22 protein-coding genes, 1 tRNA gene and 1 other annotated feature are annotated in these 24,974 nt (G+C 36.4%); of the genes, 17 read left to right on the plus strand and 6 right to left on the minus strand.

Features of this window, described 5'->3' with window-relative positions; all coding sequences use genetic code 11:
* The first annotated feature begins 12 nt into the window (after positions 1-12).
* From JDW14_02175 to upp, 3 genes are all read left to right on the plus strand, one after another.
* On the plus strand, positions 13-612 hold the full coding sequence (locus JDW14_02175) for a response regulator transcription factor (protein ID QQD65950.1): 600 nt from the start codon (positions 13-15) through the stop codon (positions 610-612).
* A 145-nt stretch (positions 613-757) separates the two neighbouring features.
* Positions 758-1,936 carry an acetyl-CoA C-acetyltransferase gene (locus JDW14_02180; GenBank protein ID QQD65951.1) on the plus strand — a complete coding sequence of 393 codons (1,179 nt, stop codon included), beginning with the start codon at positions 758-760 and terminating at the stop codon, positions 1,934-1,936.
* 176 nt (positions 1,937-2,112) lie between these two features.
* The gene (gene upp / locus JDW14_02185; protein ID QQD65952.1) at positions 2,113-2,751 is read left to right on the plus strand and encodes a uracil phosphoribosyltransferase; all 639 of its coding nucleotides are present in this window, start codon (positions 2,113-2,115) and stop codon (positions 2,749-2,751) included.
* Between the two features lie 819 nt (positions 2,752-3,570).
* On the opposite strand, the gene JDW14_02190 is transcribed toward upp, so the two are convergent.
* On the minus strand, positions 3,571-4,194 hold the full coding sequence (locus tag JDW14_02190) for a hypothetical protein (GenBank protein QQD65953.1): 624 nt from the start codon (positions 4,192-4,194) through the stop codon (positions 3,571-3,573).
* A gap of 102 nt (positions 4,195-4,296) precedes the next feature.
* Between JDW14_02190 and JDW14_02195 the strand changes: the two genes are divergently transcribed.
* Positions 4,297-4,929 carry an HXXEE domain-containing protein gene (locus JDW14_02195; protein ID QQD65954.1) on the plus strand — a complete coding sequence of 211 codons (633 nt, stop codon included), beginning with the start codon at positions 4,297-4,299 and terminating at the stop codon, positions 4,927-4,929.
* Between the two features lie 70 nt (positions 4,930-4,999).
* Here the strand turns inward: JDW14_02195 and JDW14_02200 are convergent, their stop codons facing one another.
* On the minus strand, positions 5,000-5,962 hold the full coding sequence (locus tag JDW14_02200; protein ID QQD65955.1) for an asparaginase: 963 nt from the start codon (positions 5,960-5,962) through the stop codon (positions 5,000-5,002).
* Positions 5,963-6,032: 70 nt separating this feature from the next.
* Positions 6,033-7,379 carry an aspartate kinase gene (locus tag JDW14_02205; GenBank protein QQD65956.1) on the minus strand — a complete coding sequence of 449 codons (1,347 nt, stop codon included), beginning with the start codon at positions 7,377-7,379 and terminating at the stop codon, positions 6,033-6,035.
* 144 nt (positions 7,380-7,523) lie between these two features.
* On the opposite strand from JDW14_02205, the gene JDW14_02210 reads away from it, so the two are divergent.
* Both JDW14_02210 and JDW14_02215 read left to right on the plus strand, forming a co-directional pair.
* Positions 7,524-8,705, plus strand: a complete 1,182-nt coding sequence (locus tag JDW14_02210) for a homoserine dehydrogenase (protein QQD65957.1) — start codon at positions 7,524-7,526, stop codon at positions 8,703-8,705.
* A 2-nt stretch (positions 8,706-8,707) separates the two neighbouring features.
* On the plus strand, positions 8,708-9,580 hold the full coding sequence (locus JDW14_02215; protein ID QQD65958.1) for a homoserine kinase: 873 nt from the start codon (positions 8,708-8,710) through the stop codon (positions 9,578-9,580).
* A gap of 44 nt (positions 9,581-9,624) precedes the next feature.
* On the opposite strand, the gene JDW14_02220 is transcribed toward JDW14_02215, so the two are convergent.
* Together JDW14_02220 and JDW14_02225 are read right to left on the minus strand one after the other, a co-directional pair.
* Complete coding sequence (locus tag JDW14_02220) at positions 9,625-9,987, minus strand: thioesterase family protein (protein ID QQD65959.1); 363 nt, start codon at positions 9,985-9,987, stop codon at positions 9,625-9,627.
* Positions 9,988-10,090: 103 nt separating this feature from the next.
* Positions 10,091-10,951: an SDR family oxidoreductase gene (locus JDW14_02225; GenBank protein ID QQD65960.1), complete on the minus strand. Its 861-nt coding sequence runs from the start codon at positions 10,949-10,951 to the stop codon at positions 10,091-10,093.
* A 139-nt stretch (positions 10,952-11,090) separates the two neighbouring features.
* Between JDW14_02225 and JDW14_02230 the strand changes: the two genes are divergently transcribed.
* Positions 11,091-11,561, plus strand: a complete 471-nt coding sequence (locus JDW14_02230) for an Rrf2 family transcriptional regulator (protein ID QQD65961.1) — start codon at positions 11,091-11,093, stop codon at positions 11,559-11,561.
* A 68-nt stretch (positions 11,562-11,629) separates the two neighbouring features.
* Positions 11,630-11,852: a binding site (T-box leader), on the plus strand.
* A 64-nt stretch (positions 11,853-11,916) separates the two neighbouring features.
* The gene (serS, locus tag JDW14_02235; protein QQD65962.1) at positions 11,917-13,191 is read left to right on the plus strand and encodes a serine--tRNA ligase; all 1,275 of its coding nucleotides are present in this window, start codon (positions 11,917-11,919) and stop codon (positions 13,189-13,191) included.
* Positions 13,192-13,323: 132 nt separating this feature from the next.
* Here serS and JDW14_02240 read toward each other — a convergent pair.
* Positions 13,324-13,406, minus strand: a tRNA-Leu gene (locus tag JDW14_02240).
* 235 nt (positions 13,407-13,641) lie between these two features.
* Here JDW14_02240 and JDW14_02245 point away from each other — a divergent pair.
* From JDW14_02245 to JDW14_02285, 9 genes are all read left to right on the plus strand, one after another.
* Positions 13,642-14,934, plus strand: coding sequence for an extracellular solute-binding protein (locus tag JDW14_02245; GenBank protein QQD65963.1), 1,293 nt, complete (start codon positions 13,642-13,644; stop codon positions 14,932-14,934).
* Positions 14,935-15,417: 483 nt separating this feature from the next.
* Positions 15,418-16,335: a sugar ABC transporter permease gene (locus JDW14_02250; GenBank protein ID QQD65964.1), complete on the plus strand. Its 918-nt coding sequence runs from the start codon at positions 15,418-15,420 to the stop codon at positions 16,333-16,335.
* Positions 16,335-17,207, plus strand: coding sequence for a carbohydrate ABC transporter permease (locus tag JDW14_02255; protein ID QQD65965.1), 873 nt, complete (start codon positions 16,335-16,337; stop codon positions 17,205-17,207). The genes JDW14_02250 and JDW14_02255 overlap by 1 nt, the downstream gene beginning before the upstream one ends.
* 60 nt (positions 17,208-17,267) lie before the next feature.
* Positions 17,268-17,882, plus strand: coding sequence for a DUF1349 domain-containing protein (locus JDW14_02260; protein ID QQD65966.1), 615 nt, complete (start codon positions 17,268-17,270; stop codon positions 17,880-17,882).
* Positions 17,883-18,100: 218 nt separating this feature from the next.
* Positions 18,101-18,790: an MgtC/SapB family protein gene (locus JDW14_02265; GenBank protein ID QQD65967.1), complete on the plus strand. Its 690-nt coding sequence runs from the start codon at positions 18,101-18,103 to the stop codon at positions 18,788-18,790.
* 27 nt (positions 18,791-18,817) lie between these two features.
* Entirely contained in the window at positions 18,818-19,912 is a 1,095-nt protein-coding gene (locus tag JDW14_02270) for a hypothetical protein (GenBank protein ID QQD65968.1), read from the plus strand.
* Positions 19,909-21,093, plus strand: a complete 1,185-nt coding sequence (locus tag JDW14_02275; GenBank protein ID QQD65969.1) for an MFS transporter — start codon at positions 19,909-19,911, stop codon at positions 21,091-21,093. Before JDW14_02270 ends, JDW14_02275 begins: the two co-directional genes overlap by 4 nt.
* A 361-nt stretch (positions 21,094-21,454) precedes the next feature.
* A complete protein-coding gene (gene pheS / locus JDW14_02280) occupies positions 21,455-22,522 on the plus strand; it encodes a phenylalanine--tRNA ligase subunit alpha (GenBank protein QQD65970.1) in 1,068 nt (355 codons plus the stop codon).
* Positions 22,522-24,942 carry a phenylalanine--tRNA ligase subunit beta gene (locus tag JDW14_02285; protein ID QQD65971.1) on the plus strand — a complete coding sequence of 807 codons (2,421 nt, stop codon included), beginning with the start codon at positions 22,522-22,524 and terminating at the stop codon, positions 24,940-24,942. Before pheS ends, JDW14_02285 begins: the two co-directional genes overlap by 1 nt.
* The last annotated feature ends 32 nt before the right edge of the window (positions 24,943-24,974 follow it).

The following is a 24,974-nucleotide window of genomic DNA, read 5'->3' on the forward strand; positions in this document are numbered from 1 at the left end:
GGAGAGTGTGGTATGAATATATTAGTTGCAGAAGACCAAGTGATGTTACTAGATGCGATGTGTCAACTACTATCCATGCAAGCGATTGTTCACCAAGTTCATCAAGTATCTAATGGTAAATTGGCAATAGAATGCTTAGAAAAAGAACAGATTGATGTCGCCATATTAGATATTGAAATGCCACACATGACAGGCTTAGATGTTTTAGAATGGATACGTCAACAACAGTTGAGTACGAAAGTGATTATTGTGACGACTTTTAAACGACCTGGGTATTTTCAAAGAGCTGTCAGTGCAGGTGTTGATGCCTTTGTATTAAAAGAACGGAGTATTTCAGAGTTAATGTCAACGATTCAAAATGTTTTGCAAGGACAAAAAGAGTATTCGCCGGAACTTATGGAAATGATATTCACGAAAGAAAATCCATTGACAGAACAAGAAAGGCTATTGTTAAAACAAGTAGCGTTAGGCTTATCGAATAAAGATATTGCACAAAAAATGTTTTTATCAAATGGAACTGTGCGAAATTATATGTCAACGATTTTATTAAAATTAGAGGCAACGAATCGTACTGAGGCAGTAAAAATCGCTGAAAAAAATGGTTGGATTTGAAAATTAGGTAGGCAGCAGCAGTGCTGTCTTTTTGTGTGTCAGCATTGTAAGATAATGTCTATTGCAAGTTTCTATACAGCTTGGGGTGATTTAAGGTATAATTCACTTTGAATACTTAAAAAGAATTTTTGAAAGAGGTATCGATATGAGAGAAGCAGTCATCGTATCGGCAGTGCGAACTGCCATAGGTTCATTTGGTGGTTCGTTAAGGGATGTTTCGGCTGTCGATTTAGGCGTAACCGTCGTGAAAGGTGCAATTGAACGGGCTGGGCTTAAACCTGAGCAAGTAGATGAAGTAATTATGGGAAATGTATTAAGTGGTGGTCTAGGTCAAAATATTGCACGTCAAATCAGTGTGAAATCAGGTATACCGATTGCGACACCAGCCTATACGATTAATAAGGTATGTGGTTCTGGCTTAAAATCCATTCAATTAGCGATTCAATCTGTTTTATTAGGCGATGCTGACATCATTGTCGCAGGTGGTACTGAAAATATGAGTCAAGCCCCTTATGTGTTACATAATCAACGTTGGGGTGCTCGTATGGGGGACGCTAAAGTCGTTGATACGCTATTAAGTGACGGATTGGTGGATGCATTTGATGAGCAGCATATGGGAATTACAGCTGAAAATGTTGCAGCCAAATATGGTATTACACGTGAACAACAAGAATTATTTGCGATAGAATCGCAACGCAAAGCAATAGCTGCCGTCAAATCTGGTCGCTTTATTAATGAAATTGTACCTGTTGAAATTCCACAACGTAAAGGCGAAGCGATTATGTTTGATATTGACGAGTATCCACGTGAAAATGTGACATTAGAGAGCTTGAGTAAATTGCGTCCTGCCTTTCAACAAGGTGGAACGGTTACAGCCGGCACATCTTCAGGTATCAATGACGGCGCTGCTGCCGTTGTGGTTACGACTCGTGAAAAAGCGGAGACATTAGGATTAACTGTATTAGCAACAGTAAAATCGTATGCAAGTGCGGGATTAGAACCAGAGTATATGGGGTGTGGGCCGATTTATGCGACACAAAAAGCATTGGCTAAAGCAGGTCTGAGTATTTCTGACTTAGATTTAGTCGAATCAAATGAAGCTTTTGCTGCGCAAGCCTGTGCAGTCACTAAAGAATTAGGCTTTAAATCTGAAATTGTGAATGTGAATGGTGGTGCGATTGCACTAGGGCATCCAATTGGAGCGTCTGGGGCTCGGATTCTAGTCACGTTATTGCATGAAATGCAAAAACGTGATGCCAAATATGGTTTAGCGACATTATGTATCGGTGGTGGCATGGGTACGGCTCTTATTGTAGAAAGATAAGATACTGAAATTAGTCGTAAATTAATAAATTAGTAAAATGATATATCGAAATTATACTTTACGAGCTAATAAAAAAGTTGTATGATAGGGAACAGAAAATAGTAGGTGTAGTGCAAATAAAAGTGCGAGGTTGCTTTTATTTGATAGGCAAAAGAGCAGAAAAAGGAGTGCAAATTATGGCAAAATTTACAGTAGTAGAACATCCACTTATTCAACACAAATTGACGATTATTCGTGATAAGAATACGTCAACCAAAGCATTTCGTGAAGTAACTAATGAGATTGCGATGTTAATGGCATATGAAATTACACGTGATTTACCATTGGAAGATGTTGTCATTGAAACTCCTTTGGTTACTACCACGCAAAAACAAATCGCTGGTAAAAAATTAGCGATTATTCCAATTTTACGTGCTGGTTTAGGAATGGTTGACGGCATTGTTAATTTAATTCCAGCTGCTCGTATTGGACATATTGGTTTGTATCGTGACCATGATACGCTTGAAGCAGTTGAATATTTTGCTAAATTCCCACAAGATATTAGTGAACGTCGTTTATTTGTAGTTGACCCGATGTTAGCAACAGGTGGTTCAGCGATTGCAGCCCTTGATTTATTGACGAAAAAATATAATGTTTCCCCTGAAAATATTGTTTTTGTGTGTTTAGTTGCTGCGCCAGAGGGTGTTAAAGCTATACAAGAAGCACATCCTGATGTTGATGTATACACAGCAGCATTAGACGAACGTTTAAATGACAAAGGCTATATCTTACCAGGATTAGGAGATGCCGGCGACCGAATCTTCGGAACGAAGTAATATAATAGTGCGACAACATGCGCTTTGAAATGAATCACTGGAGAAAGCCGCCGGAATGCGTGTAACGCATATAGGTGGCTTTTGAAGTGGATGTCATTTCAGCATGTTGGAGCCGGAATAACAAGGTGTGAGCGAGGTATTCTGTCTCAAAATACAATAGCAAAAGCTGGGTGTTGTTAGCCCAGCTTTTTTGAGACCAACAACTTTTCTAGTGGATTGGTGTTACAACAACTTCTAGTGAGGGACACAAATTCCCCACCAGAAGTTATAGTACTATAGATTATTCAAAAATAAACTCCTAAGTGGATATCTATCGAATTTTCAGCAGGAGGTTACTATATGTATCCTTTTGAAGATAATAAATTGTTGATTGCTCATTTATCAAATTTTAAATCGCGGACTAGCAACAAAGGCTATATTTTAAGTTGTTTTCTATTTGGTTTTGTATCAAAATCGGTATCTTTTTCACTTCTCATACAACACAGGAAAATTCTTTAGAGAAACATCCTGTTCTCTAAAGAATTTTCCCCAAACATCCCCTCTAGTATCAACCTTTTTCTATCGACCGGTTTCCACACAATGTACTTTTCTTCAAATAACGATAGCTATTGAATTAGCCTTTATTTACAGAACTTCATCTACTTCGTGGATACGTCCTTTGATATAAATACCCTATACTCCACACGAGCGAATAACAGAGGTCAATACTTATAGAACGAAATTAAGCTTTAGGATATACTGTGGAGCTAATTATTATCATAAAAGTAGGTTAACAAGTTACAAATCTATTTATTCGAAAAAAATAAAAATCAGAATTTATCATCTATGCAAATTCTGATTAGTTTCTAGAAAACTATTACTATGTGCTACTGATATCTTCTTCATTGTTGAAAGCATCGATTTTCCTATTTCCGACGACACAAGTCTTAACATCAAAAGCGGATTATTCTCAATCTCTTGACTTCCCAGAGTAGTTACAATACCTGAAAAAATAAAATCAATTTGCAATTTCTCCTCTGTTGTCATACGCTCTTCATCAATAGAAAAAGAATCCAACCATATCTCCTTTAAATAGTCATTGACCAATTGTTTCAGGTATGTTGACTCACTTCTAGCACACAACATGACACGCCTCGAATTTGGTAAAATAGACATATCAATATCTGAAATTTTTTCTTCACTTTGACACTTTAAGACAGTTAAAATTGACGAAATCATCATTCTCGAGGCATCGTTACTTGTATTATTCTTAAAAGCTTGATAAGCCAAATCATCAATATCTCTATAATGATAATAAAAAGAATTACGATTAACCCCAGAATCTTGAACAATTCTAAGAACAGTAATATCCGTATATTTTTCCGTCTCTAAAAGTTTCCAAAAAGCATTTTCTATTTTTACTACAGCCCTATTTGTAAAATCAGTTTTCCTTGGACGCGCCATATTGCCTCCTATAATTAGACACTTTACACTCTATTGTCGGTTTTATTTTACACCGTGTCATATTATAATTCAATTATAATAAGTAATTGAGAGGTGCTTTCTATGAAAAAAATGATAAATAATTGGTATAACATTTCTGTATATCTCGCTGGTCTAATTGCTCTGCTTACAATCTTTTTACCAGTAACTGAGGTGCAAAAATGTCTTTTGGCTTCCATTTGTATTTTGTTTCTACATTTTTTTGAAGAATTTGGTTATCCAGGAGGATTTCCACTACTCGGAGTAAAACTACTCCTCGGTACCAATGAGATGGATAAAACCAAGTGGGACTGTAACAATCTCAGTAGTATGTTCGGAAACTGGACATTCTTAATTTTAGTTTATGTACTCCCACTGTTACTACCTAATGTGCGTTTTCTAACATTATCAGCCATGTTGTTTCTTTTAATGGAAGTCATTATGCATTCAATATTTAATTTAAGGTTAAAAAGCATTTACAATGCTGGACTAATTACCGCAATTTTAGGACTAGGTCCTATTGGTGTATACTATTTCATCAATGTATTTGATAGTAAAATGTATAACTTGTATGATTATGCCCTTGCTGTACTTTGGCTTATTATCGTATTTTTATTCTGTTTTCGCTCTAAAATTTATTGGGGACTTGGCAAGAAAGACGGATATGTACTTACTGATCAAACTGCATTTGGTGTAACAAATTTAACAAAAAACTAATCTGAAATATATAAAAAGTCTTGCCAGATTTGCTCTGACAAGGTTTTTTATATTCATTTTGTCGTAATCATTAAAATTGTGTAAATAGGTTAGGGAGTTCGGATAATGGTTGCTCAGCATTAAGCGTGACAATTAATTTAATGCGTGCCTTGACACCACTTAAACCTTGAGTGAACAGAATACCCATTTGTTTTAATTGTTTGCCTCCACCTTTGTAATCATAGACATCTTCGGTAATTCCATTAAATGCACGAGAAACCATGACTACTGGAATATTCAGTGCCAGCAATGCTTGTATGCCATCTAATGTATTTGGTGGAACATTTCCAGCTCCTAATCCTTCGATAACCACACCGTCATAGTGTTTAGCTACTTCAAAGACATCGCTTTCCATGCCAGCATAGGCTTTGATTAAAATAACACGTTTGTCGGTGCGTTTTAATGAATAGTGTTGCTCACGTGAAAAGGCTTGGAAATACAGCACATTGTTTTTTGATACAATTCCAACCGGTCCAAAGGTAGGTGTTTGAAAAGTAGCAAGATTAGTTGTGTGCGTTTTGGTGACATAGCGGGCAGCATGAATTTCTTCGTTCATCACGACTACGACACCATGCTTGGCTGTGTTATCGTCTAAGGCAACGAATAGGGCACTGCGTAAGTTGGCTAAACCGTCTGAACCAATTTCATTGGCAGAACGCATAGCACCTGTCATCACAACTGGAATCTTGGTATCTAATACTAAATCTAAAAAATAAGCTGTTTCTTCTAGTGTATCTGTTCCATGTGTAATGATAATGCCATTAAAATGTTCAGCTTGTGATTGAATAAATTGGCTTAATTCATACATGCGTTCAATCGTCATATGTGGGGAGGGGATATGAAATAAATCAGAAACAGTAATGTGGGCAAATTGCTCGAATAGATGACTTTGTTGTGTTAATGGATTTTCATCGCTAGGAGAAACTTTCCCAGTCGTTCTATCTTCGCTCATTGCGATTGTTCCACCAGTGTTAATAATTAATATATGTTTCATTAGACACCTTCTTTACTAAATATTAAAGTAAAACTAAGCAAGTCGGTTTGAAATGCTTAGTTTTATTGTTTTATTCAAAATACGCCCGATACATCGCCTGAAGTGCTGATAATTTATCTTTCATGCGAATCGTAAAGAACATACTGATTTCAGATGCTCCTTGGTTAATCATTCGAATACTAATTTTTTCTTTAGCTAATGCTTCAGTTGTTTTGTTTGCCATACCATGTGCAGCAACCATACCCTCACCAACAACGACCATAATCGCTAAATCATCTTCAACTTGTAAAGTATCTGGCTCTAATTTTTCTTGAATATCTTGTAAAATCGAATCTAGTACACCCTCTAAATAAGCTGAACGTACGACAACGGAAATATTATCAATCCCAGTTGGAATGTGTTCGATTGAAACATTATGGTCTTCAAAAATTTGTAATAAGCGGCGTGTAAATCCGAGCTGACGGTTTAATAGATATTTACGAATTGAAATAGAAGTAAAACCTTCGTCACAACTAATACCGACTACTGGGAGTTCTTCTTTATATTGACGCTGTGCTACAATTTTAGTTCCTTTAATTTCAGGCTGATTTGTATTTCGAACCATTACAGGGATATTTACTTGGAATAAAGGTTCCAATGCTTCGTCGTGGAAAATACCGAAACCAGAGTAAGCTAACTCACGCATTTCACGATAGGTAATTTCTTTAATCGCATAAGGATTGTCAATAATACCAGGGTGTGCTGCATAAATATAACTTTGGTCAGTAAAGTTTTCATAAATATCTGCTTGGACACCACGAGCAACAATTGCTCCTGTAATATCACTACCACCACGTGGGAAAGTCACAATATTTCCCTCAGTAGAGTATCCAAAGAAACCAGGAATAACGAGAATCGCATCATTATGACGGAATTGTGCCATTTTTTCGTATGAAGTAGGTAATAATTGTGCATTACCAGGTTCGTCCGTTACCATAATTCCAAAATCTTTTGGTGAAATATATTGTGCTTTTAAGCCAAGGGACGTTAAGTATTGACTGAATAATTGAGCATTAAAATCTTCACCGCAAGCCTTTAGTGCATCAAGTAAACGATTGCTGTCGGAAATGGTTGCGATATAGTGACGTAATGTCTCTTCAAAATGCTGAATAATATCAGCTGAAAGATTTAACTCATCAACCATTGTGGCAAAGCGTGACAAAATAGTGTCTAAAGTTGGTTGATAATCTTCCTGTACCATCACATGTTGGTGCAATGTAATTAATAAATCCGTTACTTTAATATCGGATTCTTCGCGTTTTCCAGGTGCTGAAACGACGACAAATCGAATAGCATCGTCCTGTTTAATAATATTGGCTACTTTTGTTAATTGTGTGGCATCACTTAAAGAACTTCCACCAAATTTTGCTACTTTCAATTTATGTCATCACCCTTACAAATAATTTAATCTTTATTACAATATCATACATGAAAAGATGGTAAAATTAAAGTCTTTGTTGTAAAATGAGAATCGTCTTATTAAATAAATATTGAAAAACTATGGCTGGGAGGCTATAAAATTATGAAAATTGCATTATTAGGACTTGGTACAGTAGGTGGAGGTGTATTGAAAATACTTCAAAACCAACCGAAAACGTCACATATTGAGATTGAATACATTTTTGCACGTGAAATAAAAGATAAATCACTTAATTTAAATAATATTAAAGTAACAGATGATATTAATGAAATATTAGAAAGTGATGTTGATTTAGTTGTTGAAGTATTAGGAGGAGTAGAATTTCCTTATGACATTCATCGTAAATGTTTAGCTAAAGGAAAGCATGTGGTGACAGCAAATAAAGATTTATTAGCATTACATTTAGATGAATTAGCTGAATTAGGTAACCAACATCAAGCACAAATCGGATATGAGGCAAGTTGTGGTGGTGGGATTCCAATTATTCAAGTGTTGGAACATCATTTGACGGCTAATCATATTACTCGTGTAATGGGGATTTTAAACGGTACGACTAACTATATTTTGACACGTATGACACAAGAAAATTGGTCGTATGAACAAGCATTAGCAACGGCTCAAGAGTTAGGTTATGCAGAAAAAGACCCAACGAATGATGTGGCTGGGTTTGATACAAGACGTAAAATTGCATTATTATCTCGATTGGCTTATCGCAAATCTGTTGATGTTGAAGATATTTCAGTTAGAGGAATTGATAATGTTGAATTTAAAGATATTGAAATCGCAAAAGCGTTTGGTTACACAATGAAATTAGTTGGTCGCAGTGAATTTGATAGCGAAAATGTATCAATTTCAGTAGAGCCTTTACTATTGGCAAATTCGCATACATTAGCGCATGTTAATGATGCTAAAAATGCGATTTTTGTTGAAGGTGATGCTGTTGGTGAAACAATGTTTTATGGGCCAGGAGCAGGAAGTTTAGAAACAGCTTCAGCCGTTGTAGCGGACATCTTATTTATTGAGCGCTTTGGTTTTATGGGAAACTTAATAGCAGACAAAGTGGCTGTTAGTGCACAGGAAAATGCGAAAAAAGCGTATTATTTCCGTGTAAATAATCAATTAGAGCAAGTAAAAACTGCCTTGAGTAATCTAGATGTGGCAGTAAGACAGTGGCATGAATCAGCGGAAGTAAGTTTCTTAACACAACCGATTACAGCTGAGCAATTTGAACAAATCAAGCTGCAATTAGCAGTTGCTGCTTACTATGGTGCTGAGGGAGAATAATCATGGAGATAACAATTAAAGTTCCTGCTACAAGTGCCAATCTTGGATTAGGTTTTGATTCAATGGGGATTGCTGTCAATAAATTTTTAGTAGTATCAGCGACACCGGCTGAACAATGGCAGTTTGAATTTGAAACGGATTTTTTAGAAATTTTACCGAGAAATGAGCATAATTTAGTGGCACAAACGGCTATTCAAGTAGCAGCAAAGTATCAGCAGACAATGCCACCATTAGCGATTAAGATGAGCAGTGAAATACCATTGACGCATGGATTAGGTAGTTCTTCAAGTGCGATTGTTGCAGGAATTGAATTAGCAAATTATTTTTGCCAATTGAATTTATCAGAGGAAGAAAAAATAACAATTGGTAGCGAATTTGAGGGACATCCGGATAATGTTGGCCCATGTATTACTGGTGGGGTATTTATCGGAGCGTATGAACATCAGATACTAGAATATGAAAAATTATCTATGGAAAATGTGGCGGTAATTATTAGTGTACCACCGTATGAATTAAGCACTGAAGTAGCACGCAAGGTGTTGCCACAGCAATACTCCAAACAAGATGCTGTAATGCAAAATGCACTGAACAATGTAATGGTTGCAGCTCTTTTAAAGGGAGACTACAAAAAAATGGGAGCATTGATGATGCGTGACCGACTGCATGAACCGTATCGTCAACCATTGATTGCAGAATTTGAAATGGTGCGTGAAACGTCGCTATCACAAGGTGCTTACGCATCGGTAATTAGTGGAGCAGGTCCAACTATTTTAACATTGTGTGAAGTGTCGAAAGTGGCGGAAGTCATCCGACAATTAGAATTGAATGTTCCATCTTGTCATCATGAAAGTGTTGAAATTTATCATCAAAATTAAACAAAAAAGTGTTGCTACAGCGAATTAGTAGCAACACTTTTATTTTATGTTTTAATGCGAGCCATAAATTTGTCTTTATTGATGACGACACGTGTATGGTTGGCGGTCGCAATTTTACCATTTGAATCATGTGCACTTAGTTCAAAGTAATATTGACGTGCTTCGTGTCTAATGTAATCAATGATAACAGTAATGGTATCCTGTATGGCACTCGGAGCTAAATGCTGAATAGAAAATTGTGCACCGACAGTCGATTGAGTGTCATCGAGTTGTTCTTGGCAAGTTAAGTAAGCAGCATTTTCCATATAGGCGATAAGCATAGGGGTGCTCAAAACATCAAGGCCACCAGAACCAATGACAGCAGCTGAATGATGTGGTTCAACGGTATAAGTATATTGTGTTGGCATATGTATCTTCTCCTTTGATTAATATATTTCGTTAAAACTAGTATACCACGAATTTTATCGAATAATGGAGAGGATAAATAGATGTTTTCTCAATAATATTTTTTTAGCCTAACAATTTTTTCAGACTATCAACAAGTGATGTTTGTGGACGTCCTAGGATTGATTCTAAATCTGAGGACTCTGCTTTTAGAAAACCAGCCCCTACAGCTCCTTGAAAACTTGCGACTAGGCTTGCCACTTCACTTGGCATTCCGTCTTTTTCTAATGCATTTGCTAATGTTTCTTGAGAATCGGAAACAATGGCAATATTAGTGCCCAATGCTTCATTAACGGCTTCAACAATATCTTGATAGCTGCGATTTTTACCAGAAAGTTCAACAATTGCTGGTGGATTGTCTGCTAATAAAATATTTGCACCAGCCTCAGCTAAATCATCACGTGATACCCAGCCTGCTACACTATTTTCTGGAGTTGTATTGATAAATTTCCCTGTCTTTAGACTGTTAGTAATATAGTCTAATTCATTTTCTAAGTACCAATTATTTCGCAAGCTTGTATAAGCAATTCCTGATTGTGCTAAAGCTTGTTCAGTCGCTCGATGGTCATCTCCTAGTGGGAAATTTGCTGCTATGCTATCTGCTTGTGCTAGCGAAGTATAAGCAATGAATTTAACATTTGCATCAGTGGCAGCTTGAATAACATTTTTATGTTCTTGTTGACGTGTTGGAGTTGCATCTGTCGAAACTAATAAGACTTTATCAATTCCATGCATTGCTTCAGCAAGTGCATCGGTTTGATTGAAATCAGCTATGCGAATTGGATAACCTGCCTCGGATAAAGCAGCACCTTTTTCTTTGCTACGTACAAGTGCAATTATATTCTCTTTAGGTACTGATTTTGAAAGTTCACGAATAACAGCAGAACCATATCCACCAGTAGCGCCAGTTATTAAATAGTTTGTCATATTTTTGTCCTCATTTCATGAATTAATATTTGTAACTTTTAAAGTTACAACAATTTTATTAAATGTGCTATAATATGTCAAGAGAATAATTTTATTAATAAAAAAATAGAGTACGACAAACCAGAAGAGGAGTTTTTTTATGCGTCAACCGGCACAATTAAGTGATGCGATACATATTTTGATTTATATTGCGTTTATTGAAAATCCTGATGAGTTAACAAGTGATGTGATTGCAGCGAGTGTTAATACGAATCCTGCACGAGTAAGAAAAATTATGGGACAATTAAAAAAAGCAGGTCTGCTGATTTCAACTCGTGGTAAAAGTGAACCTAAATTAGCTAAATTATTAAATGAGATTTCAATTCTTGATGTTTATCAGGCAGTTAATTCTACACAAACATTATTAGCAATTGATAGTGATGTTTGTGCTCAATGTATTGTGGGAGAAAGTATTCAAGAAATAGTAGAAATTAAGTTTGCAGATATACAGGCAGTAGCACAAAAGCGAATGGCGAGCATTACTCTAGCAGAAATTATGGATGATTTTATTCAATTATCTTCATCGAGACATCCGAATAATCCGGAACTATATGAACATATGAGAGGATAGTTTGAGGTAGTCTGGAAGTAGCGAACAAAAATTAATAGTATCTTGACAAATACCACATAAACAATATAATAAATGTAACAGATGTGACTAGTACTTAAAGCGCGAGTTTAGAGACATGGTGGTTGGTGCAAACCATGCAAGTTAATTAAGGAATCCACACATTGAGACGCCTATGAAAACAATTATGATTAAGTAGTGCCGGTAATCCCGTTAACGATTAACAATGAGTGCAAAGAATTATATGATTCTTTGAAATCGGGTGGTACCGCGAACAGAGCCTTCGTCCCAGATAATGGGGAGGCTCTGTATTTTTTTGTAGGAATGTCACACAAGTATCCAATTAGGAGGAATTGAAATGTTAGATCGTAAATTATTAAGAGACCAGTTTGAAGAAGTAGCTAAGAAATTAGCGACACGTGGAGTTGACCGTGAAACGTTGACCAATTATCAATCATTAGATGTAAAACGTCGTGAATTATTAGTGGAAGTAGAGCAATTAAAACAACATCGTAATACTGTTTCACAAGAAATTGCACAATTAAAACGTAATAAAGAAAATGCTGATGATAAAATCGCTGAAATGAAAACATTAGGTGATACTATTAAGGCTAAAGATGAAACATTGGCTGAATTAAATCAAACAATCGAAGCGATTGAATTTCGTTTGCCAAATATTCCGCATGAAACAGTGCCTGTTGGTGAGGGAGAAGAAGAAAATGAAGAGATTCGTCGTTGGGGTGAACCACGCAAATTTGATTTTGAACCATTGAATCACTGGGATATTGCTGAAAAATTAGATATTTTAGACTTTGAGCGTGGAGCAAAAGTAGCGGGTGCACGATTCGTCTTTTATAAAGGGTTAGGTGCTCGCTTAGAACGTGCGATTTATAACTTTATGTTGGACACGCATACTGAGAAAAATGGCTATACGGAAATGATTCCACCGTATATGGTTAATAATCAATCAATGTTTGGAACAGGGCAATATCCAAAATTTGTGGAGGATACATTCCAATTAACAGATGAAAGAGGCTTTACATTGATTCCAACGGCTGAAGTGCCATTGACGAACTATGTAGCTGATGAAATTTTATCAATGGAGCAATTACCGATGAAGATGACAGCCATGTCACCGTCATTCCGTTCAGAAGCAGGTAGTGCCGGACGTGATACTCGAGGTTTGATTCGTTTACATCAATTCCATAAAGTTGAGTTAGTAAAAATTGCTCATCCAGACCATTCTTATGAAGAGTTAGAGGCTATGACAGAAAATGCTGAGGGCATTTTACAAGCATTAAATATTCCGTATCGTGTATTGGCATTATCAACAGGAGATATGGGATTCTCAGCAGCAAAAACTTATGACATCGAAGCGTGGATTCCAGGTCAAGATACATACCGTGAAATTAGCTCATGCTCAAACTGTGAGGACTTCCAAGCACGTCGTGCGAAAATTCGTTTCCGTAATGAAGAAGATAAAGTGGAGTATGTACATACATTAAACGGCTCTGGCTTGGCTGTTGGTCGTACATTGGTTGCGATTTTAGAAAACTATCAGCAAGCAGACGGTAGTGTGAAAATACCAGAAGTTTTAGTTCCATATATGGGTGGTATTACTGAAATTCGTTAATTTGTAGGTGTTTTGTAAGCTTACATACATAAAAATCCTGTTACATCACATCATTTTGTGAAGTAACAGGATTTTGTTTATGTAAAAAACAGGTTAGGAGAAGTCCCAACCTGTCCATAGTTATAATATATATGCGGTGAATGGGACTTGAACCCACACGAGTATACACTCACCACCCCCTCAAGATGGCGCGTCTGCCATTCCGCCACCACCGCATGTGGTGCAAAATTACTATTTAAAAATAGCATGATTTGTTTTAAAAGTCAATCGGATAATTATTTTGGGCAACTTAGCTAGTTTCTGAAAGGCTTGTTGTTGCTTCATCATGTACCGGTTCCAAAAAATCGAAAAAAATTCAGAAAAAATTAAAATAGATATTGCAACCGTTTGCGTTATAGAGTATACTTCTATTTGTAAGCGTTATATACGCAAGAAAAAGGAGGAAAAGTGATGAAAAAATCATTGTTCAATAAAATTGGTAAGGCTGTGTTAACATTGAGTGCACTTGGAACCGTTATTGCACCGGTAACAGCACATGCAGCATCAAGTGATGCAAATTCATTTACGCTTTATTCAAATAAAAGCGAAACACAAAAAGCATTGACTGAATATGCTGCTGCATGGGGTAAAGAAAATGGTGTCAATGTTAATATTAAAGTATGTTCTGGTTCTTGTACTTTAGCAGATCAATTAAAAGCAGACTTTACAGCTGGTGACGGCCCAGACGTATTCGTTATCGAAGGTCAAGCTGGTTATGATTTATGGAAAGATGTTTTACAACCAATTTCTGGTAAATGGGTTGATCAAACAGACTTTGAATTTAAGCAAGGTGATCAAGTGTTTGGTTTCCCTGTATCAGTTGAAGGTTATGGTTTAGCGTACAATAAAGAATTATTAGAAAAAGCAGGTATTGACCCAGCAAGTTTAAATTCATTTGAAGCAGTGAAAGCAGCGTTTGAAGATTTAGAAAATCGTAAAGAAGAGTTAGGCTTATCAACAGTTGTAGCGAATGCAACAAAAGAGGGCGAAACTTGGATTATGGGTATCCATGACTTCAATGCATACTTAGGTGCTGGTTTAGAAAATGGTGACCGTTCAGTAGTTGAAAAATTTGTTAAAGGTGAAGTAGACGAAGAACGTTTAGCAAAATATGCTGATTGGGTAGAATTATTATTCCAACATACAGATAAAACAATGTTAACAGTTGGTACTCAAGAAGATATGGATATTGCTTTTGCACAAGGTAAAGCAGCGTTCTTACACCAAGGTTCTTGGAAAGACCCTAACTTATCAGAATTAGAAGCTAAATTTGAAATGGGATTCATTCCTTATCAAACATTAGGAGCTGATAAAAATGGTGAAGGATTATTCATCGGAGCTCCGTCTTACTATGTTGTTAACAAAGATACAGCAGCATTAGAAAATATTACTAAATTCTTTGATGATATGGTAGCAACAGAAGCTGGTCAAGACTACATGGTTAACAAAGCGAACATGATTTCAGCTTATTCTTCAACTGAAGCAAAACCAAGTACACCATTATCAAGTGCTATTTCACAATGGGTAGCAGACGGTAAACCAGTTTATTCATTTGATAATCCATACTTCATGCCAGACGGATTTGGTATGTCTAACTTAGGACCTATCTATGGACAATTTGCTCAAGGAAATATTGATAAAGCACAATTTATGGAATTAATTAAAGCAGAAGTAGCAAAAGTTCCTGAATTATTGGCTCAATAAGCGATAAATAATTGTATGTATAGGGTAGGGGTGGTGTAACTACCGTCCCTCCTATTTTTATAGATTACCGATGGGATTTCGGAATGAGAAATCCCATTTATTTTTGAAAAAACATAGTGTGAGTGAGGGCGTTCAGCTTCGAACCACTGGAGGAAAATACTGTCGTGTGTGCAACACACAGAAGGATTTTCTGAAGTGGACGTCGAAGCTGCCTGAACGAACCAGAAAAAACATAGTGTGAGTGAGGCTGTTTTGGCTTGAATCACTGGAGAAAACAGACGGCGTGCGTATAGCGCACAGAGGAGGTTTTTGAAGTGGACGTCAAGCCAAGCTGAACGAACCAGAAAAAACATAGTGTGAGTGAGGCTGTTATGGCTTGAACCACTGGAGAAAACAGACGGCGTGCGCATAGCGCACAGAGGAGGTTTTTTGAAGTGGACGTCAAGCCAAGCCGAACGAACCAGAAAAGAAGAGGTGAAAAAAATGTCACAGCAATCAAGACGTGGAAAGCGTGAACGACGTAATTTTGTGATTTTAGTATCTCCGGCATTATTTATATTCTCTCTTGTTATTATTGTTCCATTTTTCTTGGGATTATACTATTCCTTTACAAATTGGGGCGGTATTATCAAACCGGTTACAAAAATGGTGGGATTCGAGAATTATATTCAAGCATTTAAAGATACACGTTTCCAATATTCTTTATTAGTCACTGCTATTTTTGCGATTATTAACGTACTAGTAGTAAATGCTATTGCATTCGGCTTGGCATTGCTAGTATCAAGCGAATTGAAATTCAAAAATGCTTATCGTGCAGGGTTCTTTGTGCCTAACTTAATCGGTGGATTGGTACTAGGATATATTTGGCAGTTCGTTTTTAACAATGTTTTTCCAAATTTAGGAAAAGTAATTGGTAGCGAATTTTTAGTGAATAATCTATTTTTAGGAAATCCTCGTTTAGCGGTAATGGCATTAGTTATTACGAATACTTGGCAATACGCAGGTTATATTATGATGATTTATTTTGCAGCTTTGCAAAATGTACCAAAATCATTAACAGAAGCAGCATCATTGGATGGGGCAAATTGGTGGTTTAGACTTCGTCATATTACAATTCCAATGATTATGCCTGCATTTACGGTGTCATTATTCTTAACGATTAATAACTCATTTAAAATGTTCGATGTTAACTTCTCTTTAACAGGTGGTGGACCATCTATGTTATGGGCAAACCAAGCGATTAAGAGTACCGAGTTTATTACGATGAATATTTATAATACAGCATCGCTTGAAAACCAAATGGCACGTGGACAAGCTAGAGCGATTATTTTGTTCGTTATTTTAGTGGTAATTAGTATCACGCAAACAACAATTACGAAGAGAAAAGAGGTTGAGATGTAATGAGTAAAAAAACAGCAGGCCGTTGGGCATTAGAGATTTTTGCAGCCTTAACGTTTATTCTTTTCATTAGTCCAATTATCTTAATTATCATTAATGCGGCGAAAACTTCGCCACAAATTTTATCGAATCCATTGAATTTACCACAAGAATGGGGCAATCTTTGGAGTAATATTGTTGAAATTTGGAATAATCCAGTAGTTAAGTACCAAGAAAGTTTTATATCATCTGTGATTATTACAGTGTTATCATTAACTTTAATTACTTTGATTTCATCATTAGCTGCATGGGGTTTGGTGCGTTATCAGTCAAAATGGTCAAATGTAATCTTTTTAATTTTTGTTGCGTCAATGGTAATTCCATTCCAAGTTGTCATGTATCCACTTATTTCATGGTTTAAAACAGTGAGTGATCATGTTACGATTCCATTTATGGGCTTTAGCTTATTACGTTCATATCAAGGAATTATTTTAGCCTATATTGGCTTCGGTATGGGGCTTTCTATCTTTATGTTCCATGGTTTTATTAAAGGTGTGCCATTGGAAATTGAAGAGGCCGCAGAAATTGATGGCTGTAATAAATTTCAAACATTTTTCTATGTCGTTTTACCGATTTTAAAACCAATTTACATTACAATTATCATTTTAAATGGTATTTGGATTTGGAATGACTTCTTATTACCATTACTATTATTAGGTAAAGGAAATGCTATTCAAACATTACCAATCGCCGTATCTAACTTTGCAGGTGCTTTTACAAAAGAATGGGACATGATTTTAAGTTCTGCATTATTTGTTATGTTGCCAATTATTATCATCTTCTTAATTGCACAAAAACAAATTTTAAAAGGTATGGTAGACGGTGCAATCAAATAATCAATAAACAAATTTTAGTGGCACTCTCGGGTGTCACTTTCATTATTTAGGAGGGATTAGATGAGCTTTGATGTAGCAAAATTAAGTTGGAAAAATGAACCAAAAGAATATAGTATTGAGCCAGAAAAAATTTCTATTACAACGGAATCACATACGGATTTATGGCAACGAACGTATTATCATTTTAGAAATGATAATGCACCAATATTGCAGTTGCCAACAGAAGAAAAATATTTTACTTTTTTAGTGAAAGTAGACTTCAATGGGAGCAAACAGCGGTTTGACCAAGCCGGAATTATTGTGTATTTGGATAGTGAGCATTGGATTAAAGCGTCGGTTGAATTTGAAAATGAGCAATTTCAACATTTAGGAAGTGTTGTAACAAATCATGGTTATTCAGATTGGGCGACAATGGAAGTTCCAGCGACTGTTAAGGAAATATGGTTCCGTTTAAGTCGTCGTCAAGATGATTTTAAAATAGAGTATGCAACAGACGGTGAGCATTTTGAACAAATGCGTATTTGTCATTTATTTAATGCACAAGGAGTTATTAAGTTTGGAATTTATGCGTGCAGTCCAGAAAATTCAAGTTTTACAGCTCATTTTACAGAGATGATAGTTAGCGACTGTTTATGGCGAGCACATGACGGACAACAACCTGATACTGAGTATTAGTCGGAATAATAAAAAGGTAAATTTTTTTGAATAATCGTGTTATAATAGGCGAGTGATAGCTGAAAGTCCCTAGTGTCAATATGGGAATGATTGGGTATAACTAACTCGAGGCATCACAATAGTCAACCTATGGGTGACTGATTTGAAAAATAAAGTAGATAGGGAATTTTAGTGAAATGCATCACTGCTTTTCCTAGTGTTAGAATGGAGTTAAGTCGTTGCGGGCAAGTATTGATTTACATAGTTTAAATTTTTGGTCGATAAATATTCGTATTATATTAGCAGTTTTAATTGGTGGTATTATTGGTGTGGAACGTGCCATGAAAAATCATACGGCAGGATTTCGTACTCATATTTTGGTATGTCTTGGAGCAACCTTAGTGATGATGACCAATATCTTTATTCATGAAAAATATGGCGAATCAGACCCGTCACGAATGGCAGCTCAAGTGATTAGTGGTATTGGTTTTTTAGGTGCGGGCACGATTTTAGTAACGAAATACAATCAAGTTAAAGGTTTAACGACAGCAGCGGGATTATGGACAGCAGCGTGTGTCGGTTTAGCGATTGGGATTGGATTTTATGTAGGTGCTTTGGCAACTGCTGTATCGATTATTTTGATTATGACGCTTTTCCAACGTTTAAAGAAAAATATTGAAATGCGTTCGCTAGGAGTAGACTGTTATATTGTATTTGAACATATGGATAGCTTTAAAGAATTTTTAGTCTATTGTACACATCGTGGTTGGGTTGTAAAGCATGTTGAAAAGGTAGTGGCGAAACCACATCAAGAGGGGAAACTTGCTTATTCAATGACTGTTGATATGAACGAGAGCAAAGAACATGAATACTTCGTGCGAGATGTAGCAGTTGTTAATGGAATTATCGAAGTAGAAGAGTATTTTTAATCGCTAGCATTGGTAGGAGGGATTATATTGAAAAAATTACTCATATTAGCAATGATTTTATGTATGGGGTGGCTGAATATTGTCCCTGCCTTAGCTATCGATGTAAATACGGAGTCGACAACGAATTTAGAAACATTAGTTAATGGCTTGAAATCATTGCAGGAAGTACCAAGTTATCGTGTACAGATGACGATTATGAATCAACGTAGTCACGAAAAAAATGCTATCATTACAATGGATGTCAATCAAGAAACTGGTAATATGCGGCTAATATTTGATTTTTACAATCGCAAAGCGAATCCGAAAAATCAACACTTTGAATTATATGCTTATCATCATTTCTATGAAGTCTATACAACGGCTTTAGGTTGGTTGCAATCAATGCAATATTTTAAATTACCTGTGTTCAACCGTGATACGCACGCTATAATGGCACCTTATCGAGAGATGTTTATTCCGATTGACGACATCGACGGGCAGACTTTAGTACAGAATTTAAATGATGTTGCCTTACTATTACCCAATTTATCACGCTTATTGGAGGCAGATGAGCGTGATGTATATGAGTTAAATAATACTTATTTTCTGAATTTACATCGGATTGCTATTCCGGAGTATTTATTTAAAAATAATCTCTACTTGGGAATGCATTACAATGTCGATATGTCAATGGATGAACAGAGTGCTCAGCTGACTCAACGATTAAAATTGATGCCGATAGAAAGTGGTTTGTCCTATACTATGTCTTTGACCAATCAATTATCTCCAACTTATTTAGCGACAATTGACGGATTGGACAATAAGCGAGATTTACCGAATTTAGAGCAAGAACAAGTCATTGAAACAGCCGGTGTAACCGATAAATTAATTGATTTTAAGTTAGTTTACAATCACAATAATCAGATGTATAAATTGACATTAAACGGCATTACTGAAAATGTGGATTTAAATATTTTTAATAATCAAACGGCTGATTTTAGAACGTATGAATTTCAAATTGATTATGTATTTAGACCGTTAGAGTGGCAAATGCCAGCACCGAATGAATTAAAGATTCTTTCGCAAGCAGAATTATCGAAAATAATGAATCAGCTAATTGAGCAGGAGGATGTGAACGAATGAGAGTGAAAACGTATCGTGACACTGTATTGGCATGTTGTTTTGCCTATGTGATACAAGCGATGGTGATTAATTATGTTCCTTTGCTTTTCGTGAGATTTCAAGAGGAATTTCAAATTAATATTCTGGCACTTACAGGCTTAGTAACCGTCAATTTTTTAGTGCAATTATTAGCTGATGCATTGTCTATTCCGATTATTCGTCTGCTTGGTTATCGTTGGACAGCATTATTAGCCCATTTACTAGCAGTTTTAGGATTTATCGCAATGGCATTTTTACCTCAAGCGATGTCGCAACCGTATATCGCATTGATGATTGCGACGGTTTTGTATAGTGCAGGTGGCGGACTGATTGAAGTTGTAACTAATCCAATCGTGGAAGCTGTCCCAAATGATAATAGCGAAAGAATGATGAGTATTTTACATTCATTTTATAGTTGGGGATTTGTTGGGGTCACGATTTTGGCGGCATTATATTTCTATGTGATTGGGATTGAAAATTGGCGTTGGTTGACATTACTTTGGTGTATCTTACCATTGTATAATTTCATTCAGTTTTTGTTTGTGCCATTACCGACAGTAATCGAAGAAGTAGAAGAACCATTGCGATTTTATCAATTATTGACGAAAAAAACTTTTTGGACTTATGCTTTAATGATGTTTTCAGCTGGAGCAAGTGAAATGGCATTGAGCCAGTGGCTATCTTTATTTATGGAGGAAACGGTAGGATTAACCAAAGCAGTAGGAGATTTAGCAGGACCGTTATCATTTGCTGTAATGATGGGATTGGCACGAACTTATTTTGGTTTTGGAAGTCATCGTCTTTCAATTCGTACTTTTATCAAAATTTGTTTGGTTGCCCTAACGCTTGCGATTGTGCTGATGTCGTGGAGTCCGTCTCCATGGCTGAGTTTATTTGCCAGTGCATTATATGGTGGTGCAGTTGGTATTTTGTGGCCAGGAACGTATTCATTAGCAACGCAAGGAATGTCACACAATGGACCAATGATGTTTGGATTATTAGCATTAGTAGGTGATTTAGGTTGCACGATTGGACCGTTTTTAATCGGACGAGTTGCCAGTTATTTTGCTAATGATTTTCGTATCGGTATTTTAACGAGTTTACTATTTCCACTGATTTTTGCAGTGATGTTAGGGGCAGCAAGAGTGACGAAAAATAGCTAAAGGTTGAATTTAGCATAGACATTTCAGATTTAAATTGAAACTTTATGTGATACTTGATATAATGAGCCCATAAACAATGATGAAAACAGTGACGTGTGCTACTGCAGGGAGATTTAGCGAGACTGAAACTAAATCATATAAGTCGCATGAAACTTTCGCTTTCGGAGTTAATCTGTTAAGAAATTATTTTAATTTTGAAAAAGATTCCGCTAATCACGGTTAACGATAACGAGTGCAAATAGGAAATTTGTCTACCTATTTGAACGAGGGTGGTAACACGGTCATGCGTCCCTTTTGATAGGGGCGTATTTTTTGTGGAAAATTTTTGCATGAACATCATATATTTTTAGGAGGAGTATTCATGATAACTATGTTACAAGAAACTTTAGATAAGATAGATTTACTGGTTGCAGAGGCAATTCAAGATTTGCAACAGGTCAATTCGATTAAGCAATTGAATGATTTGCGTATTAAATACAGTGGAAAAAAAGGTGCAATTAACGAAATTGCAAAAGTAATGAAAGATTTGAATAATGATGACCGTAAAACATTAGGTCAAAAGATGAATGAATTTAAGCAAGAAATTGAAATGCGTTTAGGACACAGTCTGCAAGATATAGAGCATCGTGAATTAACACAACAGTTAGCAGAGGAAACATTAGATGTGACCTTACCAGGTCGTCATCAACATTATGGTAGTCGTCATATTATTACGCAAACAATGGAAGAAATCGAAGATTTATTTATCGGTATGGGGTATCAAGTTATTGAGGGGCCTGAAGTGGAATTAGACCACTATAACTTTGAGATGATGAATTTACCAAAAGGGCATCCAGCACGTGATATGCAAGATACGTTTTATATTACAGAAGAAGTGTTAATGCGTACACATACTTCACCAGTTCAAGCACGTACAATGGAACAGCATGATTTTGAAAAAAATGGGCCACTAAAAATGATTAGTCCTGGTAAAGTATTCCGTCGTGACAGCGATGATGCGACACACTCACATCAATTTCATCAAATTGAAGGCTTAGTAGTTGATAAAAATATAACATTAGCTGATTTAAAAGGTACACTATTACAATTTGCACAAACTTTATTCGGTAAAGAACGTGAAATTCGCTTACGTCCAAGTTTCTTCCCATTCACTGAACCGTCTGTAGAGGTAGACGTTTCATGCTTTAAATGTGGTGGTGAAGGCTGTTCTGTCTGCAAAAAAACAGGCTGGATTGAAATTTTAGGTGCTGGAATTGTGCATCCAAATGTATTAGAAATGGCTGGAATTGACTCAACACAATACTCTGGATTTGCATTTGGCTTAGGACCAGACCGTGTAGCGATGTTAAAATATAATGTTGATGATATTCGTCATTTCTATCAAAATGATTTACGCTTCTTAGAGCAGTTCAAAGGAGGGCAAAACTAATGTTTTTATCAAGAGAATGGTTATCAGAATTTGTTGATTTATCAAATGTATCAGCAGTAGCACTGGCTGATAAAATGTCACGCAGTGGGATTGAAATTGAGGGTGTCGAAAATTATGGTGAAAATCTGACAAAATTAGTGGTCGGAGAAGTGATTGAATGTGTTGCTCACCCAAATAGTGACCATTTACATATTACGAAAGTAGATGTAGGTAACGGTACTTTACGTCAAATCGTGTGTGGTGCACCAAATGTTCATAAGGGTGCGAAAGTGATTACGGCTCTTGAAGGGGCAGTGTTACCGGGTGATTTTAAAATTAAAAAGAGCAAACTACGTGGTGAAGTATCGGAAGGTATGTTATGTGCATTACAAGAATTAGGCTTTAAAGCGAATGTGGTACCAAAAAAATATGCTGACGGTTTATTCTTATTACCACAAGATGCACCAGTAGGAGAGAGTGCTGTTAGATATTTACAACTTGATGACCCAATTTTAGAGTTGTCGATTACACCAAACCGTGCTGATGCTTTATCAATGCGTGGTGCTGCTTATGAAGTAGGTGCAGTCATTGACCAACCTGTCAGCTTGAATGATAGTGTGCAAGCAACATTATCAGCGAGTTCTTCATTATTAGATGCTGTAACGGTAGAAGTGCCAGAATCTACACATTCACCACGCTACCAATTACGTGTGATTAAAAATGTAACAGTATCTGAAAGTCCAATTTGGTTACAAATGCGTTTGATGAAAGCTGGAATTCGTCCTATTAATAATATTGTTGATGTGACTAATTACTGTTTAATGTTATTTGGACAACCGATGCATGCTTTTGATTTTGATACATTAGTAAGTAAAGCGATTCGTGTTGAGGCTGCCGTTGACGGTGAAGTCTTTGAAACTTTGGACGGTGTGGAACGTACTTTAGCGTCAAGTGATTTAGTCATTAAATCAGGAGAAACATCAATTGCATTAGCTGGTGTCATGGGTGGTTTGGCTACGGAAGTGTCAGATAAGACACAAACAGTTCTATTGGAAACAGCTGTTTTCGACCGTCAATCAGTTCGTAAAACATCGAATAAATTTAATTTACGTTCAGAATCAAGTCTGCGTTTTGAAAAAGGAATTAATTTGGCGACAATTGATGAAGCTGGTGAGTATGCAGCTCATTTAATCGCACAACTTGGACAAGGTGAAGTTGAACAAGGGGTTAAAGAAGTCAATACATTAACGGTTGATTCACCAACGATTACACTTGACTATGATGTGATTGAACGTCGTTTAGGAATCCGTATCACGCCAGCAGAGTTGAAAGCTATTTTTGACCGTTTAGGATTTAACAGTGAGATTGCTGAAGACCGTTTTTCAGTTACGATACCACCACGCCGTTGGGATATTACGATTGAAGCTGATGTCTTAGAAGAAATTGCACGTATTTATGGTTATGATAATATTCCAACTAGCTTGCCTACTGTACCGAGTACACCAGGAAAATTAAGCGATAAACAACGTTTTGTACGCCATACTCGTCAAATAGCAGAAGGCTTAGGTTTAAATCAAACAATTAGTTATGTCTTAACTTCACCAGCAGCTGTTGACTGGATTCGCAGTGAAGAGCCAGTTGTTTCATTGGCATTACCGATGAGTGAAGAGCGTTCCGTATTGCGTCAAAGCCTATTCCCAGCATTAGTGGAAATTGCTAAATATAACCATGCACGTCAAAATAGTCCATTAGCCTTTTATGAAATGGGCAAAGTATATTTTGGTCAAAATGAAAATCAACAACCTAAAGAAGCTGAACGTCTTGCCTTTTTAGTGTCAGGTGTAAATCAGACAACTTCATGGTATCAATCAGCTCAAACTTATGATTTCTTCAGCATGAAAGGAATATTGGAAACATATTTTGAAGCGATTCGTGTATCGGATGCGATTCAATATCAAGCGACACAACGCTTTGAAGTATTGCACCCAGGTCGTACGGCAGAAGTGTTATTGGACGGTGAGATTATCGGTTACTTTGGACAACTTCACCCAGCTTTTGCGAAAGCACAAGATTTACCGGAAGCGACTTATTACGCAGAGTTGGATTTTGATGCACTATTGGCTTATAATCGTCCTGCATTGGTACAGTCAGTGATTCCGAAATATCCATCTACAACACGAGATTTAGCATTATTAGTACCTAAATCATTGGCACAACAAACATTGGTAAATATCATTCAAGAAAATGGTGGCGAATATTTACGTTCAGTAGAATTGTTTGACCGTTTTGTTGATTTGAAAATTGGGGAAGATAATCAATCATTAGCTTATCGCTTAACATTCCAAAATCCAGAAAAGACATTGACTGAAGAAGATGTCGTGAATGCGATGAATCGTATTACAGCAGCTTTAACAAATGTTGAAGGATTGGAAATCAGATAGATTTAGAGCGAGTTTTAGTTAAATAGAATCCA

Source organism: Aerococcaceae bacterium zg-252 (genome assembly GCA_016237705.1).
In the GTDB taxonomy this organism is placed as follows: domain Bacteria; phylum Bacillota; class Bacilli; order Lactobacillales; family Aerococcaceae; genus Globicatella; species Globicatella yangjingiae.

Bases quoted from the DNA above. Each gene is read 5' to 3' on its own strand.
- JDW14_02175 (QQD65950.1), top strand. From the start codon at position 13: ATGAATATATTAGTTGCAGAAGACCAAGTGATGTTACTAGATGCGATG.
- JDW14_02180 (QQD65951.1), top strand. From the start codon at position 758: ATGAGAGAAGCAGTCATCGTATCGGCAGTGCGAACTGCCATAGGTTCA.
- upp (QQD65952.1), top strand. From the start codon at position 2,113: ATGGCAAAATTTACAGTAGTAGAACATCCACTTATTCAACACAAATTG.
- JDW14_02190 (QQD65953.1), bottom strand. From the start codon at position 4,194: ATGGCGCGTCCAAGGAAAACTGATTTTACAAATAGGGCTGTAGTAAAA.
- JDW14_02195 (QQD65954.1), top strand. From the start codon at position 4,297: ATGAAAAAAATGATAAATAATTGGTATAACATTTCTGTATATCTCGCT.
- JDW14_02200 (QQD65955.1), bottom strand. From the start codon at position 5,962: ATGAAACATATATTAATTATTAACACTGGTGGAACAATCGCAATGAGC.
- JDW14_02210 (QQD65957.1), top strand. From the start codon at position 7,524: ATGAAAATTGCATTATTAGGACTTGGTACAGTAGGTGGAGGTGTATTG.
- JDW14_02215 (QQD65958.1), top strand. From the start codon at position 8,708: ATGGAGATAACAATTAAAGTTCCTGCTACAAGTGCCAATCTTGGATTA.
- JDW14_02220 (QQD65959.1), bottom strand. From the start codon at position 9,987: ATGCCAACACAATATACTTATACCGTTGAACCACATCATTCAGCTGCT.
- JDW14_02225 (QQD65960.1), bottom strand. From the start codon at position 10,951: ATGACAAACTATTTAATAACTGGCGCTACTGGTGGATATGGTTCTGCT.
- JDW14_02230 (QQD65961.1), top strand. From the start codon at position 11,091: ATGCGTCAACCGGCACAATTAAGTGATGCGATACATATTTTGATTTAT.
- serS (QQD65962.1), top strand. From the start codon at position 11,917: ATGTTAGATCGTAAATTATTAAGAGACCAGTTTGAAGAAGTAGCTAAG.
- JDW14_02245 (QQD65963.1), top strand. From the start codon at position 13,642: ATGAAAAAATCATTGTTCAATAAAATTGGTAAGGCTGTGTTAACATTG.
- JDW14_02250 (QQD65964.1), top strand. From the start codon at position 15,418: ATGTCACAGCAATCAAGACGTGGAAAGCGTGAACGACGTAATTTTGTG.
- JDW14_02255 (QQD65965.1), top strand. From the start codon at position 16,335: ATGAGTAAAAAAACAGCAGGCCGTTGGGCATTAGAGATTTTTGCAGCC.
- JDW14_02260 (QQD65966.1), top strand. From the start codon at position 17,268: ATGAGCTTTGATGTAGCAAAATTAAGTTGGAAAAATGAACCAAAAGAA.
- JDW14_02275 (QQD65969.1), top strand. From the start codon at position 19,909: ATGAGAGTGAAAACGTATCGTGACACTGTATTGGCATGTTGTTTTGCC.
- pheS (QQD65970.1), top strand. From the start codon at position 21,455: ATGATAACTATGTTACAAGAAACTTTAGATAAGATAGATTTACTGGTT.
- JDW14_02285 (QQD65971.1), top strand. From the start codon at position 22,522: ATGTTTTTATCAAGAGAATGGTTATCAGAATTTGTTGATTTATCAAAT.